The following is a 12,984-nucleotide window of genomic DNA, read 5'->3' as shown; positions in this document are numbered from 1 at the left end:
GCTCAAGGCGCGAGACGTTTCATCGTTTCGAGCACGGCTTGATGGCCGGGCGCTGTCTCGAGTGCGCGTAACCACACCGCGCGCGCTTCGTCACGCTGTCCGAGCACCCACAACACTTCGCCTAGGTGCGCCGCGATTTCAGGGTCGGGCGTCTGCGCATAGGCTTTCTGCAAGTAGCCGCGCGCGTCCTCATTGCGGCCGAGCTTGTATTGCACCCAGCCCATGCTGTCGATGATCGCCGAGTCGTCCGGTTCAAGCTTGAGAGCTTGGTCGATCAGCTGCTTGGCCTCGGGCAGACGCTCGGCCTTGCCGTTGACGGTCAGCAGATAGCCCAGCGCATTGAGTGCGCGCGCATCGTCGGGCTTGCTGGCGATGATCGCGCGCAGGTCGGCTTCCGACGCGGCGGCATCACCGCGACGGTCGTGCACCAGCGATCGTCCGTACAGCAGGTCGGCATCGTTGGGCGTGGCGGTCAGCGCGTCGTTGTATGCAGCCAGTGCTTCGTCGGGCTTGCCGGCTTCGAGCAGGATTTCGCCTTCGGCCAGTCGCAGGCGTGGCGCCAGCGGCGGGAACTGCTGGCGCATCTGCGCCAGCGTCGCACGCGCCTCACCGGTGCGACCGAGTTGGGCCAGCACGGCAGCGCGGCGAACAGCGGCGTCGAGCGCTTGCGGGCCGCCGCTGACCGCTTCGTACTCGGATAGCGCCGTGTTCCAGTCCTTCTGCCGTTCGGCGATGCGTCCGAGCTGGAAGTGCGCGTCGCTGCCTCGGTCGAGGTTCTGCGTCAGCGACTGGAACTGCTTGCGCGCGACGTCGTACTGGCCGTCGTTGGCGTTGAACACGGCCAGCGCATACAGAGCGTCGGTGTTCTTCGGGCTGTCTTTCAGGATGCGTTCGAGCTGGCCGCGCGCCCGCGTGCGCTGGCTCGACTCCAGCAGCAGCTTGGCGTAGGCGAGGCGAAGATCAGCGCTTTCCTTCTTGTTGCGCTTGGCCAGTGCGTCGAGCGTGGCGTCGGATTCGTCGAGCTTGCCTTGCTTGACCAGCACGCCGATCAGCAGCAGCGTGTTGTCGCGCGAATCGGCCTTGAGACGCACGGTTTCGCGCGCCGCAACTTCGGCAGCGTCGAGCTGGTTGTAGCGCAGTGCCAGCAATGCGCTGGCGTAGTACGCGCCGGGTTCGGCCGGGTATTGCTCAACCAGGCGCTTGATCACCGAAATCGCCGTGTCCGACTTGCCGGGGTGTTGCGCCATCAGCACCGCGACATGGCGAAAGCCGTCGCTACGCCCGCCGCCATGGCCGTTGACGATCGCATCGGCCTGCTCGAAGGCCTCGTCGGCATCGCCGCGCTGCAAGCCCATCTGCAGGATCACTTCCCGCGGATCCATATTGTTGGGTTCGATTTCCAGCCAGCGGCGGGCGGCCAGTTCCAGCAGTCCACCGTTGCCGGCGCTGATCGCCAGGCTGGTCGCACGCGCGGCCAGCGCCGGGTCGGGAACGGTGCGCAGCGCCGCCAGCAGTTCGCTGGCGGCAACGCCGGCTTCGCCGCGGTTGGCGGCCATCTCGCCGAGCATGATGTGGAACTGCGCTTCCGGGTCGCTGACGCCGACGTCGCTACGTTCGGGCGCCGGCGGCGAAGGCAGGTCGGCGTCGGCCGCTTGCACGGCCGCAACGCTCAGCAGCGCGAGCATCAAGGCGGGGGCGAGGGCGAGGCGGAGGTTGGAGGTCACGAGAGTTGCCGGTGCAGTTCGACGGGGGAGGGAGGCGCGGCATCCGCTCGGGAGGCTGCTGCCATCGGACAACGCCATGGTAGCGCGGTTCCTCGCTGGAGCCGCGGCGAGGCACCGCCGGTCACGTCGGCGCTTGTTCGGCGTACGGCGCTACGGGACAATGCGCCGTCAACACAGGTAGCCCATGGCCTTGATCACTCTAGGGCTGAGCCACCACAGTGCGCCGGTCGAGGCGCGCGAGCGGCTCGCCTTTACCGAAGCAGACCTGCCCGCCGCGCTGGCGCGGCTCAGGGCGCTGCCGGGCGTGGAAGAAGCGGCGATCCTGTCGACCTGCAACCGCACCGAAATCCACGCCGTCGCATCGGTCGACGACGAGGCGCGGCTGCTGGAATGGTGGCGCCGCGAGTTGAACGCGCCGCAGGACTACATTCACCAGTTCGTCTACACCCACCGCGACCAGGCTGCCGTGCTGCACAGCTTGCGGGTGGCGGCGGGCCTGGATTCGATGATCATCGGCGAGCCGCAGATTCTGGGGCAGATGAAGCAGAGCTTCGCCACCGCGCAGAGCCAGCGCGTGCTCGGGCCGGTGCTGTCGCGCTTGTTCCAGCATTCGTTTGCGGTGGCCAAGCTCGCGCGGAGCCAGACTCAGGTCGGCGCGCATCCGGTGTCGGTGGCCTATGCCGCCGTGCAGATGGCCAAGCGCATCTTTACCGACTTTCGCTCGACCACGGCGCTGTTGATCGGTGCCGGCGAGACCGTGCAGTTGCTCGCGCGGCATCTGCGCGGGCAGGGCGTGCAACGGCTGATCGTCGCCAACCGCAGTCTCGACAAGGCCGAGAAGTTGGCCCGTGAAGTTCAGGGCTACGCCATTCCGCTGACCGATCTGGCCGCATACCTGCCCGATGTCGACCTGCTGGTGTCGTCGACCGCCGCGCGCGGCCATATTCTCGAGCGCGCGGCGATGGAGACGGCGATCAAGAAGCGCCGCCGCAAGCCGGTTTTCATGATCGACCTGGCAATGCCGCGCGACATCGATCCCCGCATCGGCCAGCTCGAAGACATCTACCTGTACACGCTCGACGACTTGCGCGACGTGGTCCAGGACAACCTCAAGGCGCGCACCGAGGCGGCCAAGCAGGCCGAGGTGCTGATTGCCGAGTACGCGCTGGAGTTCACGCGCTGGCTGGAGGGGCGTGACGCCGGCGCGACGATCGCCCAGATCCGCGCGCAGGCGCGCGCGCATCGCGACGACGTGCTCGACAAGGCGCGTCGCCGCCTCGCCAACGGTGCCACGGCCGAAGAGGTGATGACCTTTGTCGCCGACACGCTCAGCAACAAGCTGCTCCATGCGCCCAGTGCCCAGCTCCGGGCAGCCAGCAGCGTCGAACAAGCCATGCTGGTGACGTCGGCGCGCAAGCTGTTCGATCTCCCCGACGACGAGGGCTGAGCGGCGCTGACGCGCCGGCCGGTACGATTCCGGCCATGCGTGGCCGCGGCTTGAAGGCGATAATGTACGGATGAAGCCTTCCCTCCTGTCCAAGCTCCAGCAGATGGTCGATCGCCGCGAGGAAATCGCCGGCGAGCTGTCGTCCCCGCACGTGATCGGCGACCCTGACAAGTTCCGTCGCCTGTCGCAGGAATACGCTCAGCTCGGTCCGCTGGTCGACCAGTACAACGCCTATTGCGCGACGTCCGACGAGATCGACGGCCTGAAGCTGATGCGCGGCGATCGCGATACCGATCTGCGCGAGTTGGCCGAAGCCGAGTTGCCGGTGGCCGAAGCGCGGCTCGCCGAGGTCGAAGCGGCGCTGCAGGGCTACTTGGTGCCCAAGGACCCGCTCGACGCCAACAACGTGTTTCTGGAAATCCGCGCGGGTACTGGCGGCGACGAAGCGGCGATCTTTGCCGGCGATCTGCACCGGATGTACACGCGCTATGCCGAGACGCGGGGCTGGCAGATCGAGGTGCTGTCGACCAGCGAGGGCGAGCACGGCGGCTACAAGGAAATCATCAGCCGCATCGCCGGATTCGGCGCGTACTCGCAACTCAAGTTCGAATCCGGTGCGCACCGCGTGCAACGTGTGCCCGAAACCGAAGCCCAGGGGCGCATTCACACCTCGGCCGCGACCGTGGCCGTGCTGCCCGAAATCGAAGAAGCGCAGGCGATCGATATCAATCCTGCCGATCTGAAGATCGACACCTATCGCAGTTCGGGTGCCGGCGGCCAGCACGTCAACAAGACCGAGTCGGCGATCCGCATCACGCATCTGCCGAGCGGCGTCGTCGTCGAATGCCAGGAAGAGCGCAGCCAGCACAAGAACCGCGCCAAAGCGATGGCGCTGCTGGCGTCGCGCTTGCTCGACGCCGAGCGCAGCAAGCAGCAGGGCGATGTCGCGGCCACGCGCAAAAAACTGGTCGGCTCCGGCGATCGCAGCGAGCGCATTCGCACCTACAACTTTCCGCAAGGCCGCATCACCGATCACCGGATCAACCTGACGCTATATCAGCTCGACCGCGTGATGCAGGGCGATCTCGATGCGGTGATCGTGCCCTTGCTCAACGAGCACCAGGCCGAGCTGCTGGCCGAGTTGGGCGAGTGAACGAGCCGGCCGCGGTCACGACCGTCGGCCAGGTGCTGCGCGACGCCACGGCGCGTCTGGCGGCCGTCAGCGACAGCCCGCGGCTCGACGCCGAGGTGCTGGCCGCCTTTGCGCTGGGCAAGAGTCGCGGCAGCTTGTTCGCCTACGACCGCGACGCGATCGCCGAGCCTGCGCGTCTGCGTCTGCTCGAACTGATTGAAGCGCGCGCGCGACAGGTGCCGGTGGCGTATCTGACCGGCTACAAGGAATTCTGGACGCTGCGGCTGCGCGTAACGCCCGATGTTCTGGTGCCGCGGCCCGATACCGAACTGCTGGTCGAGTGGGCGCTGTCGCTATGGCCCGACGACGCGGCTGGCACGGTTCGTCGCGTTATCGACCTGGGCACCGGCAGCGGTGCGATCGCACTGGCACTGGCACGCGAGCGGCCGGCCTGGCAGATCACCGGCACCGACGCCTCGCAGGCCGCTCTGGCCGTGGCACGCGGCAATGCCGAATCGCTGGCGCTGACCTGCCGGTGGTGCGCGGGCTCCTGGTGGGCCGCGCTCGATGCCACCGACACCTTCGATCTGGTCGTGTCCAATCCGCCTTACATCGCCGACGGCGACACGCATCTGACTGCACTTGCCGCCGAGCCGCGCACGGCGCTGACGGCCGGCGCCGATGGCTTGGATGACCTGCGGGTGATCATCGCCGGCACGCCTGCGCGGCTGCGCTCCGGTGGCTGGCTGCTAGTGGAGCATGGCCACGATCAAGGTGCGCAGGTGCGCGCGCTGTTCGACGAGGCCGGCTTTGCCGGCGTGCAGACGCGTCGCGATCTGGGCGGCAACGAACGTGCGACGGCCGGGCATCGGCCGTGAGCGATCTGGCTCGCTACCGCCGTCAGATCGTGCTGCGCGAAGTCGGCGTCAATGGGCAGCAGCTGCTGCGCGATTCCAGCGTGTTGATCGTCGGCGTCGGCGGGCTCGGCTGCGCAGCGGCGCCGTACCTCGTCGGTGCCGGGCTTGGCCGCGTGCTGCTGACCGACATCGACCGCGTCGATGTGAGCAATCTGCAGCGTCAACTGCTGTATCGCCAGGACGACGTCGGCCGCGACAAGCTGGCGGCGGCCACGGCGACACTGCGGGCGCTGAATCCTGAGTGCCAGATCGAGGCGCTGGCCGGGCCGCTCGACGATGCGGCCTTGCTGGCAGCGGTGCGCCGTGTCGATGTCGTGCTCGACTGCTCCGACAACTTCCCGACCCGCTTTGCCGTCAACCGCGCGTGTCATGCGGCGCGCCGGCCGCTGGTTTCGGGTGCGGCGATCCGCTTCGAAGGCCAGATCGCCGTGTTCGATCTGCGCCGCGGCGGGCCGTGCTACGCCTGCCTGTACCCCGACGACCCGCACGCCGACGCCGCCGAAACCTGCGAGGAGGCCGGAATTCTCGGCCCCGTCGTCGGCACGATCGGTAATCTGCAAGCGCTATCGGCGATCAAGCTGCTGCTGGGTCTTGGCAACGAGGCTGGCACGCTGCGGCTGTGGAACGCACTGGATTCACAATGGCGGACCTTGAAGCTGCGGCACGAGCCGCGCTGCCCGGTCTGCGGCCTTTCCCGACATTGAAACCCCTATGAACGACTTGCTGCTGTTTCCCCGACGCCTTGCAATCCAGATCCTGCACGAGGCGCAGATCGCTCAGCCCGCCGTAATGCACGGCTGGGTCTATGAACGTGACGGGCGCCCCGCGGCGTTCCGTCTGGCGACTGCGAACATGGGGACGCATCGTGCCGACGAGGTGCTGTGGGCGCGGCTGTGGAGCAAGCCGGACGGTCCGGCAGAGCCGCAGCCCGCCGAACTGCGTGAGAACCTGATCAATCTGATCGTATCGCTGAGCATCAAGGGCGTGCTCGAAATGCGCGCCTGGGAGCTGATCGATGGCAAGCCGGTCGAGCGGGAACTGCGCGTCGAAGATTAGACCAACACCGGCCGCCGATACCGCCGCAGGGCGCGTATCGGCCTGGGGTATCCTGCGTCCTCTTGCCGCCAGGATCGGCGGCTCGTACCTGTAAACGATAGGGACGCATGGACAAGGATTTAATCTTCATCGTCGATGATCAGGCGTCCAACATCGAAGTCGTCACCGCGCTGCTGCAGCGTGCCGACTACGAAGTGGTGTCCGCGTTGTCCGGTGAGGAGGTCCTCGACCACTGCCTGAGCCGCACGCCCAGCCTCGTGCTGCTCGATATGCGCATGCCGGTCATGGATGGCTTCGAAGTCTGCGAGCACCTGCGCGCCAATCCGCGTACGGCCGATGTGCCGATCATCTTCCTGACGGCGGCACGCGAGCGTGAAGGCGTGATCCAGGCGTTTCAGCATGGTGCGGTTGACTATGTCACCAAGCCCTTCGTTGCCGAAGAACTGTTGGCGCGCGTCAAGACGCATGTCGAGCTCAAGCGCGCGCGTGATCATCTGGCATTGATTGCGCAGGAGCGCGCCGACCTGACCCAGATCGTCGCGCATGACCTGAAGAATCCGCTGTCGAGCATCCTGTTCGCACTCGACTTGATGGATCGCGGTCAGGACACGCCGGAGCGCATGGTCGGCGAGATTCGTGAGAGTGCGCAGCACTGCCTGAAGTTTATCGACAACTATCTCGGCCGCTGGGCCAAGAGCAGTGATCTGCGCAAGGTCGAGATCAGCGCGCTGAGCCTTGCGCCGGTGATCAAGGCCACCGTCGACAGCTTCAACTTGCTGGCGCAAGAGCGCGGCATGCAGATCAGCGCCGACATCGTCGATGACCCGCAAGTGATGGCCAATGCCACCGCCGTTCGCCACGTTCTGGAAAACCTGATCTCGAATTCGCTGCGGTATGCGCCGTCTGGCGGCACGATCAGCGTGCGCTGCGAAACCGGCCGATCGGGGATGGCGCGCGTATCGGTCGCCGATCGCGGGCCCGGCGTGCCGCGCGATCGCCAACAGCAGTTGTTCAAGCGCTATGTGCGGCTGCAGACCAGCGATGATGTGCAGCATGCCAGCGGCTTGGGGCTTGCGATATCAAAAGAAGAAATCACGCGGATGAGCGGCCACCTCTGGTACGAGGACCGGGAAGGCGGCGGTTCGGTGTTTTCGTTCGTGCTGCCGCGCGTCGGCTACGACAATCCGAGTACGCGTTACGCGCCCAATTGATTGCGATTGGTGCCGTCCAGCGGCAGCCACAGGCTGAAGCGGGCTCCCTTGCCGATGCCGTCGCTGAACGCGGTCAGCGAACCGTGATGCAGCCCGACCAAGTGTTGCGCGATCACCAGACCCAAGCCGAGACCGCCGCTGCGTGAGGTACCCAGCGCGCGCGAGCTGAATTGACCTAGCAACTGCGGCAACACAGCGGGTGCAATGCCGCGACCGGTATCGGTGACGTCGATTCGCAGGCCGTGATCGTCGCGATCAGCGCGCAGCACGACGCGAGCGTTTTTGGTCGAAAAGCGGATGGCGTTCGACAGCAGGCAGACGATGATCTGCTGCAGCCGCTCGAAGTCGGCTTCGACCGTCGGCAGTGGATCCTTGATGAGACGATCGATCACGATGTGGCGGGCCGCGGCGGTGTCGGCAAGACGCTTGATCGCGCTATCGATGACGAAGCCGGGCTCCACCGGCCCCAGGTCCAATGTCAGCGTGCCGGAGATCATCCGCGACACGTCGAGCAGGTCGGCCAGCATCTGCGCCTGTGCTCGCGCGTTGCGCTCGATCGCCGCCAGGCCTTGGCTGAAGTCGGCCTCACGCGGTTGCCGCATCAGGATGTCGGCCCAACCCTGGATGGAGTTCAGCGGCGTCCGCAGCTCATGTGCCACCGTCGATAGAAAATCGTCTTTCAGTTGCTCGGCGCGCCGGCCGCGTATCATCGCGGCGATGACCGTTTCCAATGATCGGAAGTCGATGTCGGCCGGCAGTTCCACGGCGTCACTCGGTGCTGCACAGCGAGCGCCGAGCACGAGCACGGGCGGGTGAGGTGAGCGACGCTGCGGCAATGCGACGAGTGGCGGCGTCGAAGTCGACGACGACGCAACGTGGCGTTGGTCGATCAGCAGCAGGTCGTGGCGATCGGTTTGTGCGTCGAGACGGGATGGATGGCACTGCGCGGCTTCGTAGCCGGCGTTCACCAACGCGGCGATCAGATCGAGCGCGTCATCCGGTGTGTCGCTGATGACCAGTAGCCGTCCGTGGCTCATGGTCGAAGGCGCTAGTGACGGAAGTGACGCATGCCGGTGAACACCATCGCCATGTCGGCCTCGTCAGCAGCGGCGATGACTTCGGAATCGCGCATCGAACCGCCCGGCTGGATCACGGCGGAAATTCCGGCGGCAGCGGCGGCGTCGATGCCATCCCGGAACGGGAAGAAGGCATCCGAGGCCATCACCGAGCCGCGTACTTCGAGCTTTTCGTCAGCCGCCTTGATGCCGGCGATGCGCGCGCTATAGACGCGGCTCATCTGTCCGGCGCCGATGCCGATGGTCTGACGATCGCGTGCGTAGACGATTGCATTGCTCTTGACGAACTTGGCAACCTTCCAGGCGAAGATCAGATCGTGAATTTCGGCTTCGGTCGGTGCGCGACGCGTGACGATCTTCAAGTCCTCGGCTGTGATCATGCCGCGATCGAGGTCCTGCACCAGCAAGCCGCCGCCGACGCGCTTGTAGTCGAAGCTGGCAGCCGGGGACATCGACCACTCGCCGCACTCGAGTACGCGAACGTTTTGCTTAGCGGCGAGCACGCTGCGCGCACCGTCGCTGATCGATGGCGCCACGATCACTTCGACGAACTGGCGGCCGACGATGGCGGCAGCCGTTGCTTCGTCGAGTTGGCGATTGAACGCGATGATGCCGCCGAAGGCCGAGGTTGGGTCGGTCTGGTACGCCAGGTCATAGGCGCGGCCGATGCCGTCGAGGCTGACCGACACGCCGCAGGGATTGGCATGCTTGACGATCACGCAGGCCGGCTTGACGAAGGCCTTGACGCATTCCAGCGCCGCATCGGCGTCGGCGATATTGTTGTACGACAGCTCTTTGCCTTGCAGCTGGCGCGCCGCGCCGATCGTGCCCGGCGCCGGCTCACGCTCGGCGTAGAACGCCGCTTGCTGGTGCGGATTCTCGCCGTAGCGAAGATCCTGCTGCTTGTGGAACTGCAAGCCCAGCGTGCCGGGGAAGTGACTCAGCGCATCGCTGTTTTCGATGCGGCTGCTGAAGTAGCCGGCCACCGCAGCGTCGTAGCGAGCGGTTAGCGAGTACGCCTTGGTCGCAAGCTGTTCGCGCTGCAGCAGTGTCGTGCCGCCAGCAACGAGTGCGGCCAGCAGCTTGGCATAGTCGGACGGGTCAACGACCACGGCGACGTCGTGATGATTCTTTGCAGCGGCGCGCAGCATCGCCGGGCCGCCAATATCAATGTTCTCGACGGCGTCGGCGTGCGTGAAGCCTTCGCGCGCGACGGTTTGCTCGAACGGATACAGGTTCAGCACCACCAGATCGATCGGCGCGATCTGGTGCTGATTCATGACGTCGTCGTCGATACCGCGACGGCCGAGAATGCCGCCGTGAATCTTCGGATGCAGCGTCTTGACGCGGCCGTCCATGATTTCCGGAAAGCCGGTATGACGGCTCACTTCGGTGGCGTCGATGCCGGCATCAGCCAGCAGCTTGTACGTACCACCGGTAGACAATAGTTCGACGCCGCGTGCTCGCAGTTCACGCGCCAGATCGACGATGCCGGATTTGTCGGACACGGATAGCAGCGCGCGGCGAACCACGCGCAGAGCGGGAGAGGCGATCGCGTTCATCGTGCGGGCTTGGCGGTGATGCGGTGGTGGCGCAACTTCTTGCGGAGCGTGGCGCGATTGAGTCCAAGCATTTCGGCGGCGCGCGACTGATTGTTGTCGCAGTAACGCAGCGTGGCGCGCAGCAACGGCGGCTCCACCTGGTCAAGAATCATGTCGTACAACTCGGCCGGCGAATGGCCGTTCAGGCTGCGAAAGTAATCGTCGAGGCATTCGGACACCGAATGACTCAAGGGCTTTGCGTCGAAAGACGTTCGGTGTGCAGACATACAAGCCCTCTGTGCTTCGATGCGTCACGACCTCGCCCTGGCGGCGTACATCGCCCGAGGTCTTTCTCATAGGGGGCGCGCATCATAGCGCCAAGCCCCTCGCGAAAAAAGCACGGCATCGACGCTACGTTGCGATTGCTCCGCAAACGCTTGGCAACGGTCGAAAATGTCCGATGCAGTGAGCCGCCGCAGCGCGGACCGCGTTCAACCGTGCCGCAGCCCGGTTGACAGCAAGGCTCTTAGCGACGTCGTCCGTACAGACGAGTCCAGCCGTCGCGGCAATGGTCGGGCTCGAAGTCGAACCACGGTGCGTAGGCAGCACGGACTTCGTCGGCCTGACGGTCGAGCAGTCCGGCCAGCACCAAGGCGCCGCCACTGCGGATCGTCGCTGACAGTTGCGGCGCCAACTCGATCAGGGGACGCGCCAGAATGTTGGCCAGCACCAGATCGGCCGGGAACGGCTCCACGCGACGCTCGGGATCGACCGTCGTCAATCGATCGGAGACGCCATTGGCCACCGCATTGTCGCGGGTGGCTTGGATTGCCTGCGGGTCGATATCGTTGGCCACGGCATGGCGCGCGCCGAGCAGCAGCGCGGCAATCGCCAAAATGCCCGAGCCGCAACCGAAATCCAGCACGTGTTGATCGCCCACATCGTGCGTGGCCAGCCATTCTAGGCACAGCGCTGTGCTGGGGTGCGTGCCGGTGCCGAACGCCAAGCCCGGATCGAGCAGCAGCGTCACGCTGCCGGGCTCGTCGACACGCTTTTCGTGGGGGCAAACCCACAAACGTTCGCCGAATTTCAGCGGCGGGCAGTCCTTGAGCCAGACGCGGACCCAGTCTTGGTCTTCAACCAATTCGTCGCTGACCTGGAGCGTATCGCTGTCGGGCAATTGTTCGTGCAACGCGTCGAGCACCGGCTGCAGGTCGGTTTTCTCGGGAAACAGACCGAGCGTGACCGTGTTGCTCCAAAGCGGGGTTTCGCCGGGCGCCGGTTCAAGGACCGGATCATCCTCGGCGTCGATGAAGCTGACGGCGCTGGCGCCGCAGGCTTGGAGAATTTCGTCGACGAACTCGGGATAGCGCGAATGCACGCGCAATTGCAGCCAGGCCATGGAAGTCAGCGGTGTAGAACAGGCGCGCAGCGTACTGGATTTTGCGGGCCGGCTCAGCGGTGCTGCGGCCGGCCGGGTGGTTCAGACCCGGCCGGCCCTATTACGCGGGCGCTACTCGGTCTGCCACTCCGCCAGCATGTCGGCCAGGTAGTGGATGTTGTGCTCGCCACGCTGGAACACCTTGTCCGCCATGATCCGCTTCTGCAGATTGATGTTGGTGTCGATGCCTTCGATGATCATCTCGGACAGCGCGTGCTGCATTCGCGCAATCGCCGATGTACGCGTGTTGCCCCAGCAGATGAGCTTGCCGATCATCGAATCGTAGTGCGGCGGCACGCGGTAGCCGGTGTAGATGTGCGTGTCCATGCGCACGCCCGGGCCGCCCGGCGCGTGGTACTTGGTGATCGTGCCCGGCGACGGCACGAACGTGCGCGGGTTTTCGGCGTTGATGCGGCACTCGATGGCGTGGCCGCGCATGCGGATGTTGCCCTGCTTCTTGGTCAGCGCCTTGCCGCTGGCGATGCGGATCATTTCGCGGATCAGATCGACGCCGGTGACCATTTCGGTCACCGGGTGCTCGACCTGGATACGCGTATTCATCTCGATGAAGTAGAACTGACCCTGGTCGTACAGGAACTCGAACGTACCCGCGCCGCGATAATTGATGCGCTTGCAGGCCTCGACGCACAGCTTGCCGATCTCCTCGCGCTGTTCGTCAGTGACGCCCGGTGCGGTGCACTCTTCGACGACCTTCTGGTTGCGGCGCTGCATCGAGCAATCGCGTTCACCAAGATGGATCGCATTGCCTTGGCCGTCAGCCAAGACCTGCACTTCGACGTGTCGCGGTGTTTCCAGGTACTTCTCCAGAAACACGGTGGCATCCTTGAATGCGTTGAGTGCTTCGGTGCGCGCGATCTGAATCTTTTCCAGCAGCTCTTCTTCGGTCCGCACCACCTGCATGCCGCGGCCGCCGCCGCCGGAGGCAGCTTTGATCAGCACCGGATAGCCGACCTTGGCAGCGATCTCCAGGCAGGCCTGGTCGTCTTCAGGCAGTGCGCCATCGGAGCCCGGTACGCAGGGGACGCCAGCGGCAATCATCTCGGCCTTGGCGTTGGTCTTGCTGCCCATCAGGCGGATGGTTTCCGAGCGTGGACCGATGAAGATGAAACCGGACCGCTCGACGCTCTCGGCGAAATCCGCATTTTCCGACATGAAGCCGTAGCCGGGATGGATCGCGTCGGCCTGCGTGATTTCAGCGGCGCTGATGATCGCCGCCATGTTCAGATAACTCTTCGCCGCCGCCGGTGGGCCGATGCAGACGGCCTCATCGGCCAGCAGTACATGCTTGAGATCGCGGTCGGCCTGCGAATACACCGCCACCGTCTTCAAGCCCATCTCGCGGCAAGCGCGCAGGATGCGCAGCGCGATCTCGCCGCGGTTGGCGATCAGAACTTTCTTGATGTCCCCCATGTCGGGCG

12 protein-coding genes are annotated in these 12,984 nt (G+C 65.3%); 6 read left to right on the top strand and 6 right to left on the bottom strand.

Annotation, left to right across the window (positions count from 1 at the left end; genetic code table 11):
• Positions 1–2: 2 nt before the first annotated feature.
• Complete coding sequence (locus BUB09_RS00270; RefSeq protein WP_245793042.1) at positions 3–1,724, bottom strand: tetratricopeptide repeat protein; 1,722 nt, start codon at positions 1,722–1,724, stop codon at positions 3–5.
• 184 nt (positions 1,725–1,908) lie between these two features.
• Between BUB09_RS00270 and hemA the strand changes: the two genes are divergently transcribed.
• The 6 genes from hemA to BUB09_RS00240 all read left to right on the top strand — a co-directional run bounded on the left by hemA (position 1,909) and on the right by BUB09_RS00240 (position 7,487).
• Positions 1,909–3,171, top strand: a complete 1,263-nt coding sequence (gene hemA / locus BUB09_RS00265) for a glutamyl-tRNA reductase (RefSeq protein WP_072892695.1) — start codon at positions 1,909–1,911, stop codon at positions 3,169–3,171.
• A 70-nt stretch (positions 3,172–3,241) separates the two neighbouring features.
• Complete coding sequence (gene prfA, locus BUB09_RS00260) at positions 3,242–4,324, top strand: peptide chain release factor 1 (protein WP_072892694.1); 1,083 nt, start codon at positions 3,242–3,244, stop codon at positions 4,322–4,324.
• Positions 4,321–5,181, top strand: a complete 861-nt coding sequence (gene prmC, locus BUB09_RS00255; protein WP_245793040.1) for a peptide chain release factor N(5)-glutamine methyltransferase — start codon at positions 4,321–4,323, stop codon at positions 5,179–5,181. The genes prfA and prmC overlap by 4 nt, the downstream gene beginning before the upstream one ends.
• On the top strand, positions 5,178–5,924 hold the full coding sequence (locus BUB09_RS00250; RefSeq protein WP_072892693.1) for a HesA/MoeB/ThiF family protein: 747 nt from the start codon (positions 5,178–5,180) through the stop codon (positions 5,922–5,924). Before prmC ends, BUB09_RS00250 begins: the two co-directional genes overlap by 4 nt.
• 7 nt (positions 5,925–5,931) lie before the next feature.
• A complete protein-coding gene (locus BUB09_RS00245) occupies positions 5,932–6,276 on the top strand; it encodes a hypothetical protein (RefSeq protein WP_072892692.1) in 345 nt (114 codons plus the stop codon).
• A gap of 107 nt (positions 6,277–6,383) precedes the next feature.
• Positions 6,384–7,487, top strand: coding sequence for a hybrid sensor histidine kinase/response regulator (locus BUB09_RS00240; protein ID WP_245793038.1), 1,104 nt, complete (start codon positions 6,384–6,386; stop codon positions 7,485–7,487).
• On the opposite strand, the gene BUB09_RS00235 is transcribed toward BUB09_RS00240, so the two are convergent.
• The 5 genes from BUB09_RS00235 to accC all read right to left on the bottom strand — a co-directional run bounded on the left by BUB09_RS00235 (position 7,472) and on the right by accC (position 12,976).
• Positions 7,472–8,524 (bottom strand): sensor histidine kinase, encoded by a 1,053-nt coding sequence (locus tag BUB09_RS00235; protein WP_072892691.1) that lies wholly within the window; start codon positions 8,522–8,524, stop codon positions 7,472–7,474. The two genes, BUB09_RS00240 and BUB09_RS00235, sit on opposite strands and share 16 nt — an antisense overlap.
• An 11-nt stretch (positions 8,525–8,535) precedes the next feature.
• Positions 8,536–10,125 carry a bifunctional phosphoribosylaminoimidazolecarboxamide formyltransferase/IMP cyclohydrolase gene (gene purH, locus BUB09_RS00230; RefSeq protein ID WP_072892690.1) on the bottom strand — a complete coding sequence of 530 codons (1,590 nt, stop codon included), beginning with the start codon at positions 10,123–10,125 and terminating at the stop codon, positions 8,536–8,538.
• A complete protein-coding gene (locus BUB09_RS00225) occupies positions 10,122–10,343 on the bottom strand; it encodes a helix-turn-helix domain-containing protein (RefSeq protein ID WP_245793036.1) in 222 nt (73 codons plus the stop codon). The genes purH and BUB09_RS00225 overlap by 4 nt, the downstream gene beginning before the upstream one ends.
• Before the next feature lie 287 nt (positions 10,344–10,630).
• Entirely contained in the window at positions 10,631–11,506 is an 876-nt protein-coding gene (prmA, locus tag BUB09_RS00220; RefSeq protein ID WP_072892688.1) for a 50S ribosomal protein L11 methyltransferase, read from the bottom strand.
• 111 nt (positions 11,507–11,617) lie between these two features.
• Positions 11,618–12,976, bottom strand: coding sequence for an acetyl-CoA carboxylase biotin carboxylase subunit (gene accC / locus BUB09_RS00215; protein WP_072892686.1), 1,359 nt, complete (start codon positions 12,974–12,976; stop codon positions 11,618–11,620).
• Between the last annotated feature and the right edge of the window lie 8 nt (positions 12,977–12,984).

Source organism: Hydrocarboniphaga daqingensis (assembly GCF_900129825.1).
GTDB classification, from domain to species: domain Bacteria; phylum Pseudomonadota; class Gammaproteobacteria; order Nevskiales; family Nevskiaceae; genus Hydrocarboniphaga; species Hydrocarboniphaga daqingensis.
This window is presented reverse-complemented; position numbering and strand designations above follow the sequence as displayed.